The 23,140-nt window shown below is 56.2% G+C and carries 18 protein-coding genes and 2 pseudogenes; 8 read left to right on the top strand and 12 right to left on the bottom strand.

Features of this window, described 5'->3' with window-relative positions; translation table 11 throughout:
- Nucleotides 1-116: 116 nt before the first annotated feature.
- Complete coding sequence (locus tag HJB84_RS28040) at nucleotides 117-551, top strand: ACT domain-containing protein (RefSeq protein ID WP_168277106.1); 435 nt, start codon at nucleotides 117-119, stop codon at nucleotides 549-551.
- A 503-nt stretch (nucleotides 552-1,054) separates the two neighbouring features.
- Here HJB84_RS28040 and HJB84_RS28045 read toward each other — a convergent pair.
- Together HJB84_RS28045 and HJB84_RS28050 are read right to left on the bottom strand one after the other, a co-directional pair.
- Nucleotides 1,055-1,288: a RodZ family helix-turn-helix domain-containing protein gene (locus HJB84_RS28045; RefSeq protein ID WP_131702551.1), complete on the bottom strand. Its 234-nt coding sequence runs from the start codon at nucleotides 1,286-1,288 to the stop codon at nucleotides 1,055-1,057.
- A gap of 564 nt (nucleotides 1,289-1,852) precedes the next feature.
- Nucleotides 1,853-2,722: a sugar ABC transporter substrate-binding protein gene (locus tag HJB84_RS28050; protein ID WP_168277146.1), complete on the bottom strand. Its 870-nt coding sequence runs from the start codon at nucleotides 2,720-2,722 to the stop codon at nucleotides 1,853-1,855.
- Nucleotides 2,723-2,946: 224 nt separating this feature from the next.
- On the opposite strand from HJB84_RS28050, the gene repA reads away from it, so the two are divergent.
- Together repA and HJB84_RS28060 are read left to right on the top strand one after the other, a co-directional pair.
- Nucleotides 2,947-4,212, top strand: a complete 1,266-nt coding sequence (repA, locus tag HJB84_RS28055) for a plasmid partitioning protein RepA (protein ID WP_221117544.1) — start codon at nucleotides 2,947-2,949, stop codon at nucleotides 4,210-4,212.
- 250 nt (nucleotides 4,213-4,462) lie between these two features.
- Nucleotides 4,463-4,711 carry an iron-containing alcohol dehydrogenase gene (locus HJB84_RS28060; protein WP_168277108.1) on the top strand — a complete coding sequence of 83 codons (249 nt, stop codon included), beginning with the start codon at nucleotides 4,463-4,465 and terminating at the stop codon, nucleotides 4,709-4,711.
- Nucleotides 4,712-4,890: 179 nt separating this feature from the next.
- On the opposite strand, the pseudogene HJB84_RS28065 reads toward HJB84_RS28060, so the two are convergent.
- A pseudogene (locus tag HJB84_RS28065) lies at nucleotides 4,891-5,062 on the bottom strand (carboxymuconolactone decarboxylase family protein); the annotation flags it as partial.
- Between the two features lie 1,085 nt (nucleotides 5,063-6,147).
- Here HJB84_RS28065 and HJB84_RS28070 point away from each other — a divergent pair.
- From HJB84_RS28070 to HJB84_RS28080, 3 genes are all read left to right on the top strand, one after another.
- Nucleotides 6,148-7,089: a hypothetical protein gene (locus HJB84_RS28070; protein WP_168277109.1), complete on the top strand. Its 942-nt coding sequence runs from the start codon at nucleotides 6,148-6,150 to the stop codon at nucleotides 7,087-7,089.
- 151 nt (nucleotides 7,090-7,240) lie between these two features.
- Nucleotides 7,241-8,485 (top strand): ATP-grasp domain-containing protein, encoded by a 1,245-nt coding sequence (locus tag HJB84_RS28075; protein WP_127431729.1) that lies wholly within the window; start codon nucleotides 7,241-7,243, stop codon nucleotides 8,483-8,485.
- Between the two features lie 764 nt (nucleotides 8,486-9,249).
- On the top strand, nucleotides 9,250-9,681 hold the full coding sequence (locus HJB84_RS28080) for a hypothetical protein (RefSeq protein WP_127431711.1): 432 nt from the start codon (nucleotides 9,250-9,252) through the stop codon (nucleotides 9,679-9,681).
- Nucleotides 9,682-9,786: 105 nt separating this feature from the next.
- Here the strand turns inward: HJB84_RS28080 and HJB84_RS28085 are convergent, their stop codons facing one another.
- From HJB84_RS28085 to HJB84_RS28125, 9 genes and pseudogenes are all read right to left on the bottom strand, one after another.
- Entirely contained in the window at nucleotides 9,787-11,574 is a 1,788-nt protein-coding gene (locus HJB84_RS28085) for a hydantoinase B/oxoprolinase family protein (RefSeq protein WP_127431712.1), read from the bottom strand.
- Between the two features lie 12 nt (nucleotides 11,575-11,586).
- Nucleotides 11,587-13,665, bottom strand: a complete 2,079-nt coding sequence (locus tag HJB84_RS28090) for a hydantoinase/oxoprolinase family protein (RefSeq protein WP_127431713.1) — start codon at nucleotides 13,663-13,665, stop codon at nucleotides 11,587-11,589.
- 98 nt (nucleotides 13,666-13,763) lie between these two features.
- Nucleotides 13,764-14,846, bottom strand: a complete 1,083-nt coding sequence (locus tag HJB84_RS28095) for a branched-chain amino acid ABC transporter permease (protein WP_127431714.1) — start codon at nucleotides 14,844-14,846, stop codon at nucleotides 13,764-13,766.
- 3 nt (nucleotides 14,847-14,849) lie between these two features.
- On the bottom strand, nucleotides 14,850-15,764 hold the full coding sequence (locus HJB84_RS28100) for a branched-chain amino acid ABC transporter permease (protein ID WP_127431715.1): 915 nt from the start codon (nucleotides 15,762-15,764) through the stop codon (nucleotides 14,850-14,852).
- The gene (locus HJB84_RS28105) at nucleotides 15,761-16,510 is read right to left on the bottom strand and encodes an ABC transporter ATP-binding protein (protein WP_127431716.1); all 750 of its coding nucleotides are present in this window, start codon (nucleotides 16,508-16,510) and stop codon (nucleotides 15,761-15,763) included. Before HJB84_RS28105 ends, HJB84_RS28100 begins: the two co-directional genes overlap by 4 nt.
- 4 nt (nucleotides 16,511-16,514) lie before the next feature.
- Complete coding sequence (locus tag HJB84_RS28110) at nucleotides 16,515-17,285, bottom strand: ABC transporter ATP-binding protein (protein WP_127431717.1); 771 nt, start codon at nucleotides 17,283-17,285, stop codon at nucleotides 16,515-16,517.
- 59 nt (nucleotides 17,286-17,344) lie between these two features.
- Nucleotides 17,345-18,544, bottom strand: a complete 1,200-nt coding sequence (locus HJB84_RS28115; RefSeq protein ID WP_164735997.1) for an ABC transporter substrate-binding protein — start codon at nucleotides 18,542-18,544, stop codon at nucleotides 17,345-17,347.
- A gap of 143 nt (nucleotides 18,545-18,687) precedes the next feature.
- Nucleotides 18,688-18,912: pseudogene (locus tag HJB84_RS28120) on the bottom strand (hypothetical protein); the annotation flags it as partial.
- Nucleotides 18,913-19,173: 261 nt separating this feature from the next.
- Nucleotides 19,174-19,722, bottom strand: coding sequence for a cupin domain-containing protein (locus tag HJB84_RS28125; RefSeq protein ID WP_127431719.1), 549 nt, complete (start codon nucleotides 19,720-19,722; stop codon nucleotides 19,174-19,176).
- Between the two features lie 177 nt (nucleotides 19,723-19,899).
- Between HJB84_RS28125 and hisD the strand changes: the two genes are divergently transcribed.
- Both hisD and HJB84_RS28135 read left to right on the top strand, forming a co-directional pair.
- Complete coding sequence (gene hisD / locus HJB84_RS28130; RefSeq protein ID WP_168277111.1) at nucleotides 19,900-21,198, top strand: histidinol dehydrogenase; 1,299 nt, start codon at nucleotides 19,900-19,902, stop codon at nucleotides 21,196-21,198.
- A 744-nt stretch (nucleotides 21,199-21,942) separates the two neighbouring features.
- A complete protein-coding gene (locus HJB84_RS28135) occupies nucleotides 21,943-23,130 on the top strand; it encodes an SIR2 family protein (protein ID WP_127431721.1) in 1,188 nt (395 codons plus the stop codon).
- Nucleotides 23,131-23,140: the final 10 nt, after the last annotated feature.

A 23,140-nucleotide genomic window follows, 5' to 3' on the forward strand; every position in this document is an offset into this window, starting at 1 on the left:
TCGACAATCTGCCTTATGTCAGTTAAGGAAATCTCATTTGTTCGCTCCCGGTTCCCGTCCTACACAATGACTGACCACCTTAAGACACGATGATTATCGACAGCGGGACCGCTATAATGACTACTGTGTTGCGAGACAAGTTCGAGATGCTGTCGAATATGAAGCCCTCGCTCGAAGACGGCGAGTATGTGTTCTGCTCGTTACCCAATGAAGGGAGCAAAGTTCACAATCTAAACCCGATCGCGACATTTCATGAAAGAGAAGGCTTGGCAGTCGTCCTCGAGAAAGGAGAGGCGCACGGAGCGGGGTTCGAAACTTCACTTGCGTTGCGCCAGATCACTCTCAATGTGAATTCTGCGCTCGATGGCGTCGGCCTCACGGCGGGCGTCGCTGCCTGTCTCGCAGAAGCTGGCATACCGTGCAACATGGTGGCTGCATATCACCACGACCATATTTTTGTGCCGGCGGGCCTAGCCGATCGAGCATTGCAGCTCCTGATATCGCTGCAGGGCGACTCCGCGCGGGCGATGCGCAATGTTGACGGACAATAAATCGCAGAAGGCCCGCGAAGCTTCACTAACTTTGCGAGCAAGCAGCAGCACAGGGTAATATAGAGCCGTCAAATCTACGGCGGATTTTGTCACACACTGGGGCGAGCGCGTATGAACCTAGAAGGCGGGCATCGACGCGGAGAAATCTGCTCGTACGCACGATTATGCGCCCCTACACCAAGCGCGAGCTGGCCCACGACCGAGGCCATCGCGCGGCGCAGGACCATTCAACCCAATATCCAGCGTCGTCCCGGCCGTCGCTCGACCGTTGTCAGGAGCCGATCTGCAGGCGATCACGCCGAATTTACGAGCGAAAGAACTGCGCCAGCCGCGCCATTCCCCTTGAAGAGTCAGCTGGTTGCCGAACATCACAGCCGAGGTTCCCTGCCCTACCCTTGAAAACCGTGCCCGAGTTGAACAGCATCCCATTGAAGCGCCCCGTGAGTTGCTGCACCCACCTTCCTTGAAAAAGGTGCAGCCGTGGAAGAAGCTGTTCAACGATGTCAGCGCGGCGCATCGCATATCTTTTCTAGAATCCCTAGAGCGGATGCAGTCCTTCGAATCCTGGACGCGTCGAAATCCGCGTCATTCTCCAGAGCTGTCACCTCTGCCACAGTCAGACCAGTGGTTTCTGCGACGTCGTTCAGCGAATAGCCACGAGCCAGGCGAGCTTCTGCAAGCAGAGCGCCAACGGACGGGGCAACTGGGGGTTTCGCAATCTTCGAGACCATGTTCATGTCGATTAAGGCTCCTTTTGGCAGCCGGAAAACGTGCATCCGTTTTCTAGCTCCACCGCTGCCGACCGCGTCCGGCAACGGACAGTTTCTTCGAATTCCGCAGGCGCACTTTCTACCAGTTTGTGCAGCAGAGTACAGGTCTGACGCGATGAAGGGCGGACACCCTTGCGTAGCAGCCGACGAGAGGTAACCCAAGCTCCCAACTGCGGCGCACACTCACGACGGCCGACAAGTAGCTTCTGATCTGGCAGGAGCGTTCGCCCCGGTAGGGAAGCTCGTAGAGAGTGATGCACTGATCATTCCCAACCGGAGAACGATGGACAGACAACTCGAGAGTTGCCTCGGCGCGATACGCTCGTGGCCCACAGATTCGGCCAGAGCCTGTGAGAAACCTGCCGGGCGCTGTTGATCGGCCGTCGTCTTGAAGAGATCGCCTGAGAAAGGCGCATAGGGATCAAGCGCAGCAGCCTGAGCTCAAGGGCCCTTCATCTTTAAGGATTTGAGGAACTTCGATCGCCCGAAAAGATGATGCGGGCAAAGCCCGCATCCTGCTTGGCACTCGTCTCAGTTCTTGGCGACGAAGTCCTTGACGTTGGCAGGCGTCACGAGCTGGAAGGGAATGTAGACCTTCTTTTCGATCTTTTCGCCCTTGGCGAGCTTGAGCGCTGCATCGAGCGAGCCCTTGCCCTGGCCGGCGGCATCCTGGAACACGGTAACGTCAAGATCGCCCGCCTGCATGGCGGCAAGCGCGTCCTGCGTGGCGTCAACGCCGCCGACAACGACCTTGCTCATATCCTTGCCGGCCGCCTTCAGCGCCTGGATGGCGCCGATCGCCATTTCGTCATTGTTGGAGATGACGGCGTCGAACTCGATGCCGCTGGAGAGCCAGTTGGTCATCAGGTCGGCTCCCTGGGTACGATCCCAGTTGGCCGTCTGCTCTTCGACGATCTCGATGCCTTTGCACTCATCGGTCTTGATGACGTCATGGACGTCCTGGGTCCGCATGCGCGCAGCCTGGTTGGAGAGCTCGCCCATGATGACGACGGCCTTGCCCTTGCCGCCGAGAATACGGCAGATTTCCTTGGTTTCCAGCGTGCCGGATTCCAGCTCGTTGGAAGCGACGAAGGCCTGCTTGTCCGGCAGCGTGTCGACGTTGACCGGCTGACGGTTGACGTAAACCAGCGGAATGCCGGCATCGGCTGCGAGCTTCGACATTGCCGTGGTCGCATCGGTATCGACAGGGTTGACGATGATTGCATCGACCTTGGAGGCGATGAAATTCTGGATCTGGCTCTGCTGCTTGGAAACGTCGTTCTGTGCGTCTTCGACTTGCAGCGTCACGCCGCTCAGTGTCTTTGCATAATAGGTCATGCCGTTGAGCAGAACCGTCAGCGCGGCTGGATTGATTGCTTCACCTGCAAAGGCCCCCGCGATGGAGGAACATACTTCCGCTCGAAGACTGACCCACGCCCGAGCCCGAAGCGGGTCGCCGAGGAAATGCTTCGCTGCGCTCTCACGAAGAGGAGCAATACAACTACATCAGATGAGGCTGACGAAAGGCCGTCTCGATAGAGCGATGAGGCGAAGCATATTGACTGCTGCCTACCTAATGTCGTAATAGAACCGTCATTCATTACAAAACCCGTCACGAGGTTTTTATGCCACAATCCGAGAAACCAGACGATGAAGAGCGTATAGTGGAGCGCGTTCGGCGCCATAGCGATAGTATTTGGGCTTCCATAAAGGCGCAGGGCGTGGCTGCCAGAGCACCACTTCCAGACCTCAGGACCTTGCGCTCGTTCTCGTTGGGCGAGGTCGCTGAGATTCTCGGTGTGTCGGGTAGCTATCTGCGCCAGTTGTCAATTGATGGGCAAGGCCCGACACCCGAGCTTGGGACCGCAGGACGACGCTCCTATACACTGGAACAGATCAACGAACTCCGTAATCATCTCGCTTCAGCCCGTCCAAAAGAGGCTTTGAAGTTTCGCCCGCGGCGACGCGAGGGTGATAAGCTGCAGATCATCTCGGTAGTCGCCGGTCCCGCAAGCACCACCACATCGTTTTATCTGGCTCAAGGCCTTGCACTTCAAGGTTTCCGCGTCCTCGCTATAGATCTCGATTCGCACGGCTCGTTATCTAAGATGTTCGGTTTTTACTACTTTGGTTATCCAGTCCACAATGCGAGCATCTATGCGGCGATACGCTTTGACGAGCATCAGGAAAGTATGCGGCCAGCAATCCAACCCACCCTTTTTGATGGTCTTGATCTCGTTCCGGGCTCTGCCGAACTCTCTTTTTTTGAAGAGGAGTGTGACCGGCGCTTCCGTAGCGAGAAATTGAGGTACCCGGACGCTAGCGCCAGGATGGTGTCTGCGCTTAAGGAAGTTGAGGCGGATTATGATGTGATCGTTCTCGCCTGCGGAGATGGAGGCTTTCTGACCGCGGGTGCATATGAAGCAGCAACCGGCGTTCTTGTGACGGTCCGCCCTGAGATGCCTGAGATCGTGTCAATGACCTCGTCCCTCTACTCTTTCACGCATTTCGTCGCACTGATCGAAAGGGCTGGGAGGACCGTAAATCATGATTTCTTCAAATATCTGGTGACAAGGCACGATCCGCGTGACGTCTCACAGCAGAAGTCAATCGCAATGTTGCGGGAATCCCTGGGGGATGATCTGTTGACAGCAACCGTCTGGGAGTCGGACGCGATCCGGCAAGCGCGGGACAAAGGCCGATCATTGTATGAGCTCTCAAGCGGAGCGGTAGGCCGATCGTCGTACGAGCAAGCGATGAAATCGCTGAATTGCGCCAATGCAGAGATAATGGACATCATGTTCGAGGTTTGGGGCCGCGCCCCGTTCTATGTCTCGCTGGCTTCGCGCTCGACGACTGCAGGAAAGGCGAGTTCCGAATCCAGAGGCTAAGCAAGTGAACTCACGTATTTTGCGCATCCACGTGCGCTCGACGGATAAGGACCTCAGCAAGAAGATCACATCGGCAGAGGAAAACTAGCAAATGAGGTGTTGCAAGAACATCCCGCATTTGCGTGAGGTTGAACCGCGCCAGATTTACTCGGGACCATTTCGTTCAAGTTATGCGGCCATGGCTGCTTCCGCTTAATACCGCTCTTCAGCATTGGTTGATGGTATATTCCCGCGGGATATCGCGCTTACCGTGTTCGACGGCCTGGTCACCTACCCGCCATCGCATGTCATCGGAGCGGCGGCTGAACTTTGCCGCCAGCGCGGCATCGAAGCTGTCCTATCGATCGGCGGCGGCAGCGCGCCGCATACGGCAAAGCTCGTCGTCTATCTCTCGAAATCCCCGGGTTGGCTTGATGATGTCTATGGTATCTACCTTGCCACCGGCGAGCGGCTGCCGCTTTTGCGGGCGGCGACCACGGCGGGCCGATCGCCATCGTAGCGACACCGCCGAACGGAAAGTCGTGATCTCGTCGCGCCTCATCAGGAGTAGGCGATCCTCGATTCCGAACTGACGCTCAGCATGCCGCCGTACCTGACCGCCCACGGCATATATGGTGCATGCAATCGAGGCCTACTCCGGTCGGCCGCCATCTACGTCGCGTCGCTGCCTGGTCGGCGGGCCGCGAGCATTCCAAGGTTGACAAGGCTGCGCTGCTTGAGGTCGAGGCCATTGTCGGAGCAGGCGGCACCCCAGCAATATTCACTGAGAACTGGAAGGGCGGGAGAAATCGTCGGCATTGCCGAGAGCCCGATTAACATACTCGTCCCCGAGCACCTTGCGCGGGCGCATTAATGATCGAAACCATTACGATCAATACACGCTCCAGCGCCGGTATCGATAAATGAACGGCCGGTTCGCCTGGATCTCTCACAGGGGAGGCGGGCAACAGCCATCTGGTGCAGCCGTGACGGTTCGCCAACGCGCTCGATCGTTGGAAGGCTTCGCCTGCAGTGCGCCATCGTCGCTGGAAGGTCGCAGATCCTCTTGTCGAGAATCTCCGCCGGGTTCGTCTCAATCCGTCGGTCTATGCCGGGCTCATGATTGATTTGCGAAGCGCGTACCTGCAGTCGACGGGCGGAAGGGTTTCGGCTGCGACGATGTTTGGTGCGTTATGTCGCGCAGGACCATTCAACTCAATATGCAGCGTCGCCCTGGCTGACCAGATATCTGAACGTGCAATGATTCCCAGTTCCCGCAAGTGCATGGAAAAATACCTGCTGCTAGGTTTGATCTCCAGGACATGACGAACGCTCCGTCGCTACTCTCCGGGCGAAAGCCGGGGCCAATTACGACAGAACATGTCGGCGACCCTACAACACCCCTCCCTACAGCGACAACGAAACACGTTCAATCTCTAGAGGTTACCGGCGCAACCTGATTGGCACGAGTAGTGCTCAGAGTAAGCCGGGTCCCTGATGCCCGAATCTGATTGGGAGCTTAACTATGCACATCGTGGTCTGTATCAAACAAGTGCCGGACACTGCGCAGATACGCGTCCACCCGGTGACAAATACGATCATAAGCCACTGCCGTCGAGGGTATGCTCGGCCGACGCTTCTTCTATGCATCGGCCTTGCAACTTCGCATCGACTCGTTGCGGAGTTTAAGGTCCCTCTCTCTTCGGAATCAATCAATTGGCACGACGATCACAAGGACCGTTGTGACCAGCAATCGAAAATGAGGGGTGATTATAACGCAATACCTCAGCGCCGCGCTGATCCCAGCCAAAGCTTCGCCGTCAATCGCAATGGCGATCCGGTACCTAAGATTCCGGCACGGTGGCTCTGCAAGTCGCCGCTCGGAGAGGTGCACAGGAGGCTTCCGCGAAATTCCGGACAACCCGAAAGCCGCATACAAACGTCAGGAGTAGGGCTATGAACGAAGTTGTTGGCCATTACGTAGATTACGAAATGACTTCACCCCTTCAAATGGCGCGGCACTCTGCGCAAATAAAGCCAATGGGTGTCGATCTCGCAAGACGTGGACTTCTTTTGCTGACGACTTGTTTGCGAGTTGAAGTTTATGGCGAAAAGTTCGACGTCGAAAGCACGGACATCGAAGTATTCCGTGGTTTTCCACACAAGGTTGTTGAAGGATCAAACGCTGTCGCCCAGCGATTAGCAGAGATCTCCTCAGGTGCCAAATCCCAGATCCTTGGGGAGCCCTACATTCAAGAGCAACTTTCGAAAGCTGTGGGACTGCTTGATCCGGACCTTCGGATTTGCCGCATCTCGCGATTGGCAATTGACGTGAGTTGCGGGTCACGCGAGCGGCAGCGCTTCACGGCACCATTCAACTACGATCGAATTGTCTGCGACATGATCGCGGAGCAGCTTGGGGGTTCAGTTGTACCTGATCGCCTTTACGTGATCGGCGCCGGTATGCTCGGCCGCGAGCTTGTCAGTACTGGCCCGGGAAAAATGTTTCGCTCAACTGTCGTCGTTACGCGGAATCCCAAAAATCTTCGCAAACGTCTCGGTTCCAGGTTAAAAATAGGAGTCGACATGATGCGTCCAGGAGAGATCGGGTGCATACCGGAACCGCATTCCGCCGTTGTCATCGCAACCGCTGACGTAAACCCAGAATACCAAGCTGTTCTTCAAGACGCTCTTCTACGGCTGGCACCGCTAATTGTAATAGATCTCTCGTCAATCCCGGTGTTGCAGGCAGCCGCAGTTGCGAGGCTCAACTATGTGACCATGTACGATCAACAGTTTCTCCAGCGTATAGCGGAGAACAACAAGTATCTTATGTCCAAGCTGCCGCAGCTTCAATCCGATATCCAGACCAGACTTCTGGCGGGGGGCATACCATGACTGAGACTTGCAAATCATTCCACTCAATGATCGGAGGGACTCGATCGGTACACGTGAACCTCTGCATCCGGAGAAATGGCTGCAGAAACCGGTTTTTTTGGAAACCCGTCGCGGACGCCCAGATAAAGCTCGCACGTCAAAGGTCACCACGATGAAAAGAAAAGCACTCATCCTCGTTGAAGGTTCGAGGAATAATGGTCAAATGTATGTTCACGCGGCACAACGCCAGGGACTTCATCCAATTACGCTGGCCACTGACCCAACCGACTATCACTACATTATTGCGGAAGGCAGTGAGGCGATAGCGGTTGATACCGAGGATTTCCATGCGATGTTGCATGAATGCCTCAAGCTAGCTGCAACTTATGATATCGCCGGAATTACGGGTTTTACCACTCGCGGCGAATCAATCTATGTGACCGTCGGAAAACTATGCCGACACTTCAATCTGCCGGGCCCTGATCCTGAATGTATCGAACGGTGCTCTGACAAACTCGCTCAACGTCAACTCCTCATGCAATCCGGTTTACCGGTTCCAGGTTTCCGGCGGGCAACTAGTGCAAAAAGCGTGAATATGGCAGCCACCGACATAGGGCTGCCGGTTATTGTTAAGCCAGCAATGGGCAACGGCAGCAGCGGCGTACGGTTATGCCGCGATGCGGGCGAGCTCGCCGAACATACGGCCTACCTGCTAGGAGAGACGATCCCACGGCGTTCTTCGCAAACGATTCTTGTCGAGGAATTCGCACAAGGCCCTTTCTACGACGTCGTAACAATGGGGAATGAGGTTGTTGCCGTCGGTTCCGGCTACTTCGGTCCCCCGCCGCATTTTGTCCCCTACCAGAGTATTTTCCCGGCCCAGCTGACCGAGGAACAGTATGATCAAATTTCGGATATCTCGTTACGATGCCTGCAAGCACTAGGTCTTGGCTGGGGCCCAGCCAACATCGAATTGCTTTGGACCGAAAGCGGCCCCGTCATAATGGAAGTCAATCCACGTCTTCCAGGGTGGACCACTCCACGGCTGATTCAGCTTGCCCACGGTGTGGACATCATTGAGCAGCATATCAAGTGCGTGATTGGAGAAGAGTCTGATCACCCCATAAGACAATCCCGCGCTTCGGTAGCCCAATTTTTAGCGCCCGATTGCGACGGCACGCTAGCCCACATCCGCGGTATCGACCTTGCCGCCGCTGTACCAGGAATCGCTGAGGTCGCCTTCTATGTTGAGCCCGGTGTTTCCCTTGTCCGGAGAGGCGATTGCTCGGATATAATTGGACATATTATCGCCAGCTCGGCCGATCTCACTGGGGCTGAAGCGATCCTTCGGCGTTCTATCGACTTAATAGATTGGGAGGTCACACCGGTGGATAAGGGGAAACAGCTTGGGACTTGACCTGCATACACAGCCCCTTCTGTGATGTCTGATATGCAATAGACCGTAGTTGCTCTTTTAGGCACCGATAGCACCAATGAGCCACGCGCCAGCTTTGCCTGGTGATTTTGGCTCCCGGTTCATGGCTGGCGCGGCGCTCGGCGTAACGGCAACCGCCTAAATCATGCGGCGAGCGAAAGCGTTGCAATTGGCAGGCAATACAGAGTCGGGAACGACCGCGTCTTTGGGATGACGAAAAAAGCTAGACATTGTCATATCTCTCGGTCGGGGAGGTGCATGACCTTCACACTCATGGGCCGCGGTTTTCCGTCGGCCCTTTTTTCTTTGCCAAAACACGTCGCATGGTGTTTAGAGAAAAGCGGGGTCGAAGCCCCGCGGCTCGGCTACTCAAACGCTGACATCTGGGCAGTCGCGGCTTGTCTGTCGAGTTGGAGGGCTGCCCGAGATCGTGCTTGAGAACCGCGATGACGGACCCAGTCATTGAGATGGCGACATTCGAATTCCTGACTGTCGCGCACATGAGACTGACGGCCGTTCAGTGTGATGCCCGTGACGCGCTCTTAGGCAGTAGGGGAATTGTCGCGAGTCTGCGATCGGCCACCCGCCGCTCATAGCCGTTGAACAGCCGCGGGAACGCATGGGCAACCTTCGCCCCTTCACAATCCTCCCAATAAAACCTGTCGTCATTTGTCCCGTGGAGCACGGTATTGACTTCGTAGATGGCCCGCCAAAGGAATTGGTGGGCCCGATGTCCTCGATCGCCTATGCTGGCGGTTCAGCCTAAACGTCTTCGACGTGAGATTTGGAAGGACTTCTTCGTCACGCTGAACCGCATGTTGACATGGGCGGAATGGATAGTGACACCACAGTTTTATTCCGGGATAGCTTATCCGCTGCTCGATTTTTCATGCCGTTCGAGAGCATCACTCTTAGCCACCCTCCTGGTTGAGTTCCAGCGCCTACCTATAACCACCGGCTCTCAAGCGTCACTCCTGATGATCTGCGCGATCATCAAGCGACCTCAGGTGCTGCACAGTAAGCTTTTTGATCTCCCCGCCCGGCTTGGTGGCTTTTCTACCCACACAGGCGGCCGCTACAGCCTTAATTCCAATTGGACCATAATTAGCCCTCAGTCCATCAGGCGCTCTGTCTTCATTGAGTGCGGCGTCTTTTCCGACCTGAGTATTTTTGCTTGAAGAATGCATCGTTACCTCTCGGCCATTGAAAAAGCCGCGCCCGAAGGCGCGGCGAAGAAGGCCCGCCGCTTAGTGTGCGGGCCAGGGAAGTGATGAAGGTTGTTCTCAGATGGTCGCCAGAGCACGTCGTTTCTCGCCGGTGGCCTTCACATCAACTTTGGAACCATCGCGGACGGGATAGCTGTCGAAGATGACCCCATAGACGTCGGCAGCCCTCTCCTCGGTCTCGTACCGTTCGAGGACATCGTTCAGCACGCGCTCGGGATCACGTTCCAACGGCGAACCGTACCCGCCGCCGGAGCAATCGATTCCGCGAACGGCATCACCTGGAGCCAGCTCGATGCGAGCTGCGTTAGGCAGCTTGGTGCTCTCACCGTTCTTACGGATGACGAAGCGTTCTGCACGGGCACCATCGAGACCACCCCGCACGCCCTTTGGTGGTTCTTCCTGACCATCGCCAGGGTACATCACTGTCATCGCGTCTGATTTAATCCCGAATTCGATTTCAGCGCTCGGCGCTCCACGGAAGCGCCCTGCCCCGCCCGTGCCAGGGAGAAGAGCCAGACGCCGAACTTCCAGCGGATGCTTCAGTTCGTCGATCTCGATAGAATCTCGATACATTAGACCTGCAACGACCGGGATGCCGTAGGTTATCCAACCATCGGCCTTTGGAGACGCCGGACCTCCGTTAATGTTGAGATGGATTTGGTTGATGAACGGAGCACCATTAAAGCGCGGGTCTCGACCGGATACGACCGCCATACCGATGCCTGGGCCAACCGCCCCTTCGGCCAACCCCTGCCCATCCCCAAGCTGAGCGAATGCCGCCCCCGTGAGATTGATCATACGGTCCGACACGTTGGTTGTCGCGACCGAGCAGGAATGCGGGAACTTCGGGATGCCAGCCACCGCACCTTCGCGGAGATGGACGCGAACGCGACGGAATGAACCCGCATTTTGCGGAACGTCGCTGTTCAAGCTGTTGAACAGACCGGCCAAGACGGCGGAGGTCGCTGTGGCTTCGCTCTGGTTGAGACCGCAATCGACGTTGTCTATATTGTCGCGAAGGTCAATGTCGATGTAGGCCGAGTCCGGATCGACCGTGACCTTCACCTGGAGCGGGATACCTTCAGGAAGGAATGGCATGCTGTCATGTCGGCCATGATTTTCAAGTTTAGCCGCTGGAAGAGAACGGACGGCGTTGACCATGCGCTGCTCCGAATAATTAAGCCAGGATGTGATAAAAGTCTTGATCGTTTCCTTGCCGTACTTTGCGCACATCTCTTTCAGACGACGCTCAGCGATGCGAGCAGAACTAATCCCGGCCATGAAGTCACCGTACCACTGCGATGGAACCCGGATGCGCTTCTGCATCATATTCACGACGTCGCCCACCATCTTGTAATCGCGCTGGATGCGTACGGCCGGGAAAATCAACGCCCCTTCTTCGTAAACGTCCTTAGCCATCGACATGTAGGTCGTCGGTAGGCTGTTGCCGCAATCGGCCTGGTGAGCCTTTGCGACTGCTGTAAAATGGTGCTCGCCCTCGAAGAACACAGGCACCATGAAAGCGTGGTCGGCGGCGTGCGTATTGCCGGAATATGGGTCGTTATGCAGAAAGCAGTCGCCCTCGGCGATGTCCGGGTGATTGTCGCACATTACTTTGGTCTGCAAGTCTGTTCCGAAAATGTGGATCGGGAGGCCCTCAGCGCTGGCGAATAACTCGTTCGTGGCGGTCACGATAGCGCACGAGAAGTCACGGGCGGAGTTGATGACGGCGGACCGTGCCGTCTTCAGCATCGTATTGGTCATTTCTCGGACGATGCCATCGACCCGGTTGGCTAGAACTGCCGTTAGGACGGTATCGAGCTTAGAGTTATTAGTGTCGGTCATATCAGGCCTCGGTCAGAACGTGAGAAGATAATGGCCATTGGCCGTTACGCGGGCGGTCATGTCAGGGAACACAACGACGGTTGTCGTGGGCTCTTCGATAATGCATGGTCCATAGAAGATCATGCCGGGCTTAATGTTGTCGCCCTGATGAATCCTGGTCCTGGCTGGATTACCGGAACCGAAAAAGCAGTTGCGGTACATTTCCGGACCGGAGAAACTCTCCGAGTATCCGACCGGCTCTTTGGCTGTCTGCGAGATGCCCGTTTCGACGCTCAAGCGGGCCTTCCAGCTGATGAATTCGATGGAGCTCCCTTCGTCGCGCATTTCAAAGAGACGCTCGTGTGTGCGGTGGAAGCTCTCGATGAGTGCGTTCCTCGCCTCGTCAGACGACAAGTCGGGATCGACCACCGGTGTCGAGATTTCCCAAACCTGGCTCGCGTAACGAGCTTCGACGAAATACTCAATGCGGTGCTTGGTGCCTTGCGGTAGGTTCGTCAGACCGGCGTAGAAGGCGTCAAGCTTCTCGGTCAGACCCTGCAATGTGTTAGCCAGACCGGCGCTGTCGAAGTTGGCGCTTGTCGTGAAGTGGGTAACAGACTCCTCCGTCAGAATGTTCGCGAAGTGCATACCGGACGCTGACAAGGCAGATGCCTGCTTCGGGAGCAGCACGTTGTTGCAGCCCAACTCCTTTGCAATCAGCATGATGTTGACGCCAGCGGCCCCGCCCCCGGCAAGAATGACACTTTCGCGCGGATTGATACCCTGCCCGATGGTGATGTCGTGGATCGCCTTGATCATTACTTCCGAAGCCAGGCTCAGGATGCCGTATGCGGCTTCTTCAATGGACCGACCAATGCTTGTCGCAACCGTTTCCACAGCTTTGCGGGCGGCTTCGTTGTCGAGCGTCATCCGACCACCCAGAAAGTAATCAGGGTTGAAATATCCCAGCACACAGGCGGCGTCCGATACCGTAGGCTTCTGACCCCCGCGTCCGTAGCAAGCCGGCCCCGGAACCGAGCCAGCCGAGTGAGGACCGACGCGCAGAAGGCCACCGTCATCGATCCAGGCAATGGAACCACCGCCAGCGCCTACGGAGCGGATATCGACGGAGGAGATTCCGAGGAGATGACCGGTCCATTCTCCACCCAGCCAGGTGTCACGCGAGTAGACGAGCTGATTCTCTCGGACGAGACCGACGTCGAAGGTCGTTCCGCCGGTATCGCAGACGATGATGTCGCCGCCGCAGTTCTCGATGGTGCTGAACGCACGGGAGGCTACCGGTGCCATCGAGGGACCGGACTTCGCGAGCTGGATTGGCTTGCTGATGACGTCGGAAATCTGGTTGCAGCCGCCAATTGAGGTCGAGACTAGGACGTCTCCTTCGTAACCCGCTTCGCGCAAATCGCTGTTCAGGCGACGGAGATGCTGTTGCATCAGGGGCTTCAGCGACGCGTCGATTGAAGTGGCGGAAGCGCGACGATACTCACGAACAATAGGGATCAACTGGTGCGACAATGTATATGGCAAACCCGGAAGGTGTTGCTCAATCAATTCGCCAATGCGCCGTTCGTGCGCAGGGTTCGCCACGGACCAGATCAGGCTCACAGCAATGGCCTCGTAGCCCTCCTCCTTCAACTGCAGCAACACCTTGACGGCGTGAGCTTCGTTGAGGGGACGGCTTACGGTACCTTCCGAACTCATCCGCTCGTCGATTTCAAAGGTCCGGCGACGAGGAATGTACGGTTCCGGGAAATCGACACTGAAGTCGTGGGGGTTGCGCTTTCCACCTTCCTTGAACACCAAAACATCCGGGAAACCATCCGTCGTCAGGAACGCGGTCTTTGCACCCTGGCGGGTAACAATCGCGTTCGTGGCGCGCGTGGTGCCGTAGATGAACAGCGAAGTTTCCGCAAGCAGCTGGATCAGAGTCTTGCCGAGCTGCTCCGCTGCGTTGGCGATTGAGTTGCTGACGCCTTCGAACGCTCGATCCGGCGTGGTCAGCGATTTACCGATGGTCAGATTGCCTTCGGGGTCCGATACCACCACGTCAGTGAAGGTGCCGCCGGTATCGACCGAAATACGATATGTCATTGGGTTCTCCGTCAAATTCACGTGCGGCAGCGCCGCCAACAAAGGCCTTCACGAAATATCGCCCTAGAGCGATTGCCGCGTGCGATAAATCCAAGCTGTCAGTGTGTGGCAGTCGCCGTTTGACTGGCATCCGCTAATAATTTTTCCGAGTGGCGCTTCCTGCCGGTCAGGGCGAAAAGTTCGCGTCCACCAGCGATGCCACCGGGTCTGAAGATCAGAATCAAAGCCATGATGATGCCAAGACCGATCTCCTGGCTGCCGGGCGGCAGGGCAATTGAAGTGCTGCCGAGCGTAAAACCCCGTTCCAGAAACCGGAGAACCTCGACGATCACCGTCACGACGACTACTCCGGATACCGCCCCGGACAGGCTGCCCACTCCACCGACGACGAGCATCGCCAAGGAGATAAATGTCAGGTTGAGGTAAAAAGCATCGATAGCCAGAATTCCGAGGAACTGGGCGTAAAGCCCGCCAGAGACACCGGCTACGGCAGCGCTCAGTACGAAAGCAGTTAGTCGAACCCGTACCACGCGAACGCCGGAAGCTTTGGCAGCAACCTCATCGTCCCGGCAGGCTCGCAGCATGATGCCAAATCGCGAGGTCTGAAACAGGTTGGCGACCAGAATTGCGAAAATTGCCCCACCAGTTGCTACCCAAGGACCCACGACCGTCGGAATGCCGATGATTGAGCTGACACCGGCGGTGACGCTATCCCAATTGGCAAAAACGCTGTTCACGATGATGAGGAAGGCGAATGTCGCAATCGATGCCGCGATCCCGTTCAACCTCATTATGGCCAGGCCGAACAAGAGCGCAACGATAGCAGGTAGTATAGCCGAACCGACCATTGCCATCCAGAATGGATACTGGTTTTCCTGCAGGAACATCGGAAGCCCCGACAGCATCATTTGCTTGAACATCGGTTCTGCAGTCGCCCAGCCGACCGCGTATGCGCCTAAGCAGGAGAACGCGACGTGACCGAATGAAGTGATCCCTGAGTTACCAATGAAGATGTAAAGGCCGACCACCAGCGTCATTCTGATCAGCATTTCTGTGACGGAGGTTACAATGGCCTCATCGCCAACGAGCGTGGTGACAAGTGCGATTGCTGCGACGGCCAACGACAGCACGACTGCTGAAGAATGCTGGCCGAAAAGCGAAAGATTTGTGTGTCCCTTCATGGCTCAAACTCGCTCAATGATGTTTCTGGATGGCAAGAGACCCGAAGGACGACCGAGCAGGACGAGGACAAGGATGCCGAAGGCAAAAGCATCTCGGAAGCCACGAAGATCGGCAGGTAAGTAGGCTTGCAGCATCACCAGCAGAATGCCGACCAAGAAACCACCGACAACCGCTCCAACCAAGCTTCCCATTCCTCCGATGACGACGGCCACGAACCCGAAGAGTGCCAGTGGAACGCCCATGGTATGGCTTAGAGAGCCAGTCTGAGTGACGTAGAGAAGTGAGACTGCCGTTGCCAGGATACCAGTTACTGCGAATGCCATCCCGATTACGAAGTTGCCGTTCACACCAAGATACTGGGCCATGCGGAAATCTTCTGCGGCTGCTCGCATCTGGACGCCGTATCGAGTGCCGCGCAGGAAAGCGATCAGGGCAACCATCAATACCAATGTCGTCCCGATGGTGGTAAGCTGAAGGACCGGCAGGCGAACAGCGCCCAGTTCGATCTGAGTGTTCAACGACGGCCAGAGATCGACGGCCTTGGCACGTGAGCTGTAGACCAGAAGGAGACCATTCTGGATGATGTAGCTCAAGGCGAATGATCCGATCATCAGAGTTGTCGCGTTCGCGCGCCGAAGGGGTCGGAATACCAGTGCGTCTGTGAGCAGGGCGACGATCACAACGATCAGGCAGACCGACGGAAGCAGCGTCCACCAGCTCCAGTTTCCGATGAGCATCTGGGAGGTAACATCTGCGGATGGCACGATCAGGCTATAGCCACCGATAGTGATCAGATCGCCATGTGCGAAGTTGATGAGCCGAAGAATGCCGAACAGAAGACCGATACCCAGCGCCACAAGAGCGTAGATGCTGCCCAGGCTTAGGGCATCAACCATGTTCTGAATGAAATTGATCATTGTTGTGTCTCCCGAGCGTCAGAGTGCTGGAAGCCGAAGTAGGCTTCACGGATAGCTTCGCCGTCCGCGAGATCAGCCGCCCTGCCCTCAAGTTGGATCACTCCGCCACGCAACACGTAGATGCGGTCGGCATGCTTGAGAATGCGGTTGGAACTTTGCTCGTTGATCAGGAGGGTGAGACCCTCCGTGCGGCGGATATCCAGCAGGATTTGATAGATTTGGTCGATGATTTTCGGGGCCAGACCCAGCGAAGGCTCATCGACCATGATCAGTTTTGCACGGGTCATGAGTGCCCGTCCGATTGCCAACATCTGCTGCTCACCACCAGAAAGGCGGCCAGCCGGAAACTTCAGGCGCTCTCGAAGACCGGGGAAATATGTCAGCACCCGTTCGACGTCCTGCTTGGCCTGACTGCTGTCCTTCTGGATGTATCCAGCGATCTGAAGGTTCTCTTCCACAGTCAACGAGCCGAAGACATGTCGTCCCTCAGGCACCAGGGAAATTCCGAGGCGAGCAATCTTTTCCGGAGCCACTCCGGTGATCGCTTTGTCATTGAACTGAATGTTGCCAGAGACAACCGGTGCGCCGCCAGCGGCGGCTGCGAGCATAGTGGACTTACCCGCTCCATTGGGGCCGATTATGCACACGACCTCGCCCTTATCGACATGGATCGAAGCATCTCGCAACGCGGTCATCTGTCCATATCGGACTGTAATGTGGGATAGCGATAGGATGGTGTTTGACATCGGGTCAGGCCTCCATGCCGAGGTAGGCGGCGAGAACGCCCTCATGTCGTTTGATTTCATCCGGCGTACCGACCGCCAGGGTTTTGCCCCCGTCGAGGACGTGCACGCGGTGACAAATGCTCATCACGACGTGCATGTTATGTTCGATCAACAGGACCCCGCATCCGAAGCGATCAGGGATTTCGGCAATGTGATGTACGAGTTCGTCAGCTTCCGCGTCCGACATGCCAGCTGCTGGTTCGTCGAGGAGAATGAATTTGGGGGCGACGGCGAGGGCGCGCACGATGCTCAATCGGCGCTGATCGGTGTAGGCTAAAGCTCCGGCTGCGATGGAGGCCTTATCTGCGATGCCAATCCATTCGAGCAGCTCATAACTTGCCGCACGCGCTGGATTTCGTGCCAGGCCAAGCCCAAGGCCAGTGACCTCTACGTTTTCGAGAACGCTCAAGTCGTTGAACAACCGCCCCGACTGGAAAGTACGCGCGATGCCCTCAAGGCGAAACCGGTCGGCTCGCCAACCAGCTGTGTCCGAACCATGAAGAAAAATCGCTCCTTCTGTCGGGGTCTGAAACCCCGTGAGACAATTTACCAGCGTGGTCTTTCCGGCACCGTTCGGTCCAATCAGGCCAAAGATTTCCCGGTTACCCACGTGAAGTGAAACATCTGAAATTGCCGCAAGACCCTGGAAACGAACGGTCAGATTCCTTGCAACCAAGCCGCTAGCGGTGGGCGTAGCAGCGTCATTGCCTGAGTGAAGCGACAAAATGTCAGCCATGATATTCCCCTTTTTTTGTAGGGGCACGCCAGTTAACCGGCGTGCCCAGTTCTACGCCTTTACTTCTTCAGGCGGTAGAGAACGTCGTTTGGAATATCTTGGCTTATCTTCACTTCCTCAATGACGTTCTGTTTGCCGTCCTTGATCTCGGTAACGAACATCGGGATTTGCGTCTGGATGTGAATAAGGTCAGAGAACGAGCGCGTACCAAGAACCGTCGGAGTATCCTTGTAGCTGTTCATCTCGACAACAACCTTTTCGGCATCGGTCGAACCCACCTTCGTTACTGCCTTGGCGTAAAGGTCGAGCCACGCATAGATCGGGTAAGCATATTGCGTCGCAGGGCGGCTGCCGTACTTTGCTTCATACGCCTTCGTCAGTGCCTCAACCTCTGCACGCGGATCGCCGGAGAAGACCGCTTGGACAGGCACGTAGAAGTCTTTGAGGTCAGGAACGGCGCTATTCCAATAAAGGCCATCCATGCCGGTGTTGCTCAAGATCGGAATGTTGATTCCAGCAGCTCGGATCTGCTTGATCGCGCTTGCGCCGCCAGGGGTGACTGAGCACAGCATCACGTTGTCAACGCCTTCGTCGCGCACAGCATTGGCAAGTCGAGTGACCTGCGAACTGATGGAGGCGTCACCGTTCTTAAACTCGTCCTTCGCCATGATCGTACCGCCGTGAAGTGGGAACGCCCATTCGTAACCAGCGCAGGAAGACTTGTTGTACTCGAGGAGGTTGTCTACGAGCACGTAGCCCTTCTTGAAGCCACGCCTGTTGATACCCCATTCGGCCATTGTCGCGCCTTCAACCTGGCCAGCATTGTTGGCGGTGAAGGAAAGCTTACCAACGCCAGCGACACCGGCCTTGGGATCAGATGCTCCTAGGAACACGGAGATTAGGCCAGCCTTCTGAGCCTGGAGAGCTGCTGGAGCGCCGTAGTCGTAATCAGCCGTTACCAGGACAACATCTGCGCCACCCTGAACCATCGCCTGGCCCGCTTTGGCACCTTCGACGCGGTCGGACTTCGTATCTTGCTGAATTTGCTTGATCGGTTGGCCGAGAAGCCCGCCCTTTGCATTCTGCTGCTCGATCCACAGCTGAGCCATCTTAGTGGCTTCACCATCGTAAGCTGCTTCCCAACCCGTGAACGCCACAGCGAAACCGAGCGTGACGCCATCTTCTGCTGCATTTGCCGGCATCGCAGAACTAGCTACAGACGACGCCACCAGCGCCGAAGCAATAAGTCTCTTAAACATTGCTATTCCCCTTTTCATCGATTGGCCCAGTACGGGCGCTCAACACCAAACTTTCCAACGGCGTTGGAGAGTACTGCTGGCCTTTGGCCGTCTTTTTGAGCTTTCCGGAGAGAAAAGACGCTCCGCCGGGAAGCTATGTTCTGCTAGGCTCGCTTGGTATTCTTTTGAGCCGGCGATGCCGGTCCCGCGATGAGCATCGTTCCCACGATAAAAAGAAACCCTGCAGCCGCGTTCGCGGGACCGATATTTTCTCGAGTTGTCGAGAACATTTGGCGCGCCGATGTTCTTTGCCTTGGCCCCGCAAAGAACAAGGTCAGCGGCCCCGCAAAGAACAAGGTCAGCACGGTCTCGTCCATCGAAGTGGCGAAGGGGAAACTGCACGAGCCGGCGCGAAGAAGATCTTGCGCCGTGCCTTTTGGATGTTCTCGCCCCGGGATACACTTGTCAGATCACGCGGCTATGGAAACCGCTAGCCGCGAGAACAGTTGACGCGATGAAAGTAGCTTTGCAAAGAACCATAGGACGCTCCCCCTTTTAGTTATCGACCTAGCAAAGCAGGTTTTGCGACTTAGGGAAGCAGGGATAACGCCCCCGGTGACTATACTCACCAGCAATAGATGACAGCAAAGTTAGTATGTCGGAGGGGTAATGGCACTCAAGATTTCACTCTGTCCATCATGTAGGTTTCGAAAGCGATGTGGAAGGCGACTATCGAAGTAGTAGCCGTCACCCGGCTTCAGAACCTTTTTTTGGTTACCGACGGTGATTTCGACCACTCCGGAAAGGACCATGCCTGCCTCTTGTGCCGCATGCGTAAACTCTTCGCCGGTGTCAGCCCCGGGTGCATAGCGCTCGTGTAACATTAGTAATTGTCGATTGGGATGATCGAGGCCGATGACACGATATGAAATTGTTTCAACCTTTCCAATCTCCACCAAGTTCGCAGACGAATAGAATGGAGAATATGGCAGGCTGGATTGGAGATCGGAAAAAAATCCCGGAAGGGTCGTTCCTAGAGCGTCCAATACCGCGCCGAGCGTATCTATTGAAGGGCTCATCTTGTCTCGCTCGATAAGCGAAATCGTCGAATGTGAAATTCCTGAGCGCGCCGCCAACTCCCTCACACCGAGATCGCGGCGGCGGCGCAGTTCCCGGAGCTTACTACCAATCTTTGGCAATTATCGTTCCCCTTTATTGCACCGCCTGAGCATGCCACCTTCGCCACAATCGAGATACCTTCGTGGAGCTAGCGGCTACTGAGTTGGTGATAATAATGAACACGTTGTTTGTAGGCAATTGCGAGGGTGCCAAAGTTTCACGATGCTCATCAGGATCATCCCACATAGGAGGTTTTGATGACGTCGCGTCTCGATGCGCTGAAAGGTAAGTTTACACGGGTCAAGGAACCGACCCGAGATGCTGTCTCGGATACGGCTCCTGTCGAAAAGACCGTAAAGGATATAATTGCGAATGTCCGTAAGCATGGCGACGCCGCCGTTCGCGAATACTCTGTCGCGTTCGATAAGGCCAACGTGACCAACTTCGAAGTTACTCACGAAGAGAAGCTCAAGGCTATCGCCGATCTCGACCCGCAAACTCGCGAAGACACCGAGTTTGCCATTGCAAACGTCCGTCGCTTCGCCGAAGCGCAGCTGGGCACGATACTCCCGCTGGAAATTGAGGCGCTTCCGGGGCTGCACCTTGGCCATCGCGTCATCCCGATAGAAATCGTTGGCTGCTATGTCCCGGGTGGTCGCTATCCGCTCCTCTCGGCACCCGTCATGACGGTTGTCCCTGCAAAAGTCGCCGGGTGTGACCAGGTCATCGCGTGCCTTCCACCGAATGCCCATCCGGCTATGATTGCCGGCTGCCATCTCGCCGGTGCAGACCGAATCTTCCGCGTCGGCGGAGCCCAGGCGATTGCTGCAATGGCCTATGGTACTGAAACGATTCCTGCCGTCGACAAGATCGTCGGTCCGGGCAATGCGTTTGTAAACGAAGCAAAGCGGCAGGTCTTTGGTCAGGTCGGTATCGACCAGCTTGCAGGCCCAAGCGAAATCTTCATCGTCGCTGACGAGACCGCCAACCCCGCAACCCTCGCGACCGATATGCTGGCTCAGGCTGAGCATGACGTGCGCACCCGTGTAGGGCTGGTTACGACGGACCGTAAGCTTGCTGAAGAGACGATCAAGGAAGTCGAAAAGCAGCTCGAAACCTTGACGACCGCTCAGGTTGCCAGCGTTGCGTGGAAGGACTACGGCGAAGTGACCGTCGTCGAAGACGAAGAGACGATGATCGCCTACTCCGATTACATCGCCACTGAACATCTTCAGGTTCACACCCGTGACCCTCAGGCGACCGCAAAGAAGCTCCGCAACTACGGTTCGATCTTTATCGGCGAACTGGCCAGCGTTGTGTACTCTGACAAGTGCTGCGGTACGAACCACACCCTGCCAACGATGGCAGCCGGTCGCTATACGGGTGGCCTTTGGGTTGGCTCATACGTCAAGATTGCCACGCACCAGTGGCTCGACGAGCGTGGAGTCGCTGCCGTAGCTCCGGCAGCTATTCGCCAAAGTGCCACCGAGCAACTGGAAGGCCACCGTCGCGCAGCTGCGCTGCGTCTTAGCCCTCAACAGGTCGCCGCAGAGTAATTTGACTCCCAAGCCTCTGCGATCAAAAGGGCCGCTAGAAATTCTAGCGGCTTTTCAGCTATCTTCCTGATCAGACCGATGTGCTGGGATGTTTCCAAAACGTAAAGCTACTCGGACTCGACGTGTTCGGCACGGTCGTCGATTGAGGCAGCGTCGCCCGCCAGTACTCGGCGGCAGAGTACAAGAGTATTCGATAGGGGACCATCTTCCGCTTTTTGCACCCTCATAATTTCAGCGGCTATCGACGGCTATGGATGGCGATCGGCGGAAATTGCGCGCGCCTTGAAGGGACTCGAACCAGCGACGCGTTATCTAGTAAACTCAAATAATTAAAAATATTAAATAATTACAAGACATCTTAAACGCGTATGGGAGAATAGATACTCACTTGTGTTTGAGCGTTGTGTTGTTCCCACCATCGGCACCTAGGGCGTTGACCAGAAAGGACGGTTGCCCCTCGCTTTCTGTTGCCCGGGCCCATTGGAATGACGCGTGCGGCTGGAGCGCACACGGAGGATCTGCCGCCGCCTGAATTTTGCTCGCCCGAGCAGCCGGCGAAGACGGCGGGGAGATTTTGGCGGCGGCAGGTTTGGCGAGAACCTCAAGCCGCAGGTCGGCACGGCGCGCCATTTGTTGCGTGCTGGTGACCAGGGCGGTCCAGTTACAGTTGCAAGCTGAGCGCTCAAGTGGTAGCGCGACTATGTACCTTCCGTCTCAACGCAGGGTGGATTCAGGGGAGCCGGGATGTCTAGCGAAGTCATATTTTGGCCTGGCCTTCCCAGCCTGCCCGAAGACCTTCTTCTTGCAAGGGATCAAGGACGTGTTCTTTTTGTTGTCGGCGCGGGCGCTTCATACCCGAAACCGACCCAGCTCCCCGATTTTGGCGGGCTCGTCGCGAAAATCTACGACATTGTCGATCCGTCCATGTCGTCTGCGATCAAGGCCGTCTCCAAAAAAGATGGTCCGAAATGGTATGAGGTGACCGATCTGCTCAGCCACGAGCAGAGAACGGAGTTGAAATTTTTCTGCCAGCGCGAATTCGACGTCGTTCTTGGCATGCTCGAGCGTCGGATAGACGGAGATCCAAGCAAAGAAAGCACAATGCGACAAGCAGCGACAACGGTTCTTTCGCAGACGATCGAACCGAACCCGGTCCATGACGCGCTGGTACGCCTCGGGCAGCGTTACGGTCAGACGCTCCTCGTTACGACCAACTTCGACAGGCTCCTGAGCGAGGCTGCTTCAAAGCTTCGCGTCCAGCATGAAGCCTTCGCTCGAGGTGAAATACCTAATCCCAGCAGCAGCCGAGACTTTGCCGGTATCCTTCATATTCATGGGAAACTAGGCTGGCGTAAGGAGAAGGGGTCGGCGCTGATTTTGACCGATCAGGATTTCGGGGACTCATATCTCCGGCGCAATCTCATCACGTCTTTCCTTTATGACGCAGCCAGAATTTTTCACATCGTTCTCGTTGGTTATAGCGCCAGTGATTCACCTGTCCGCTACCTTCTTAATGCGATCGCTGCTGACGAGCGGCACTTTGTCGATCTTAAGCGGCGTTACGCTTTCGTTGGTTGCAAGCCTGGTGATGAGCGGATGGCCGTCGAATGGCAGAGCCGGGGGATCACGCCCATCGTCTACGACAAGATCGACGAACATAAGGCCTTGGGTGATTTATTGGTGCGGTGGGCCGACATCATCCCCGACCGACGGAATGAGAAAGGGACGAAGTCCTACCTAAAGAAACTCGCTGCCCTCGACCCCGACAGTACCGAAGGTTTGGCTGCCCAATCATTTCTCAGATATTATGCGCGGAGGTCCAACCCTAGCGAACAAGCTGAACTTGCAAGAATCCTCTCTGGCGCCAGCCGGTCGCCTCGTTGGCTAACGTTCTTGAATCGTATTATCCGCGATTCCGGGAAAGGGCGCTGATATGCCTAGA

It is taken from the genome of Rhizobium sp. NZLR1b (assembly GCF_019685155.1).
In the GTDB taxonomy this organism is placed as follows: domain Bacteria; phylum Pseudomonadota; class Alphaproteobacteria; order Rhizobiales; family Rhizobiaceae; genus Rhizobium.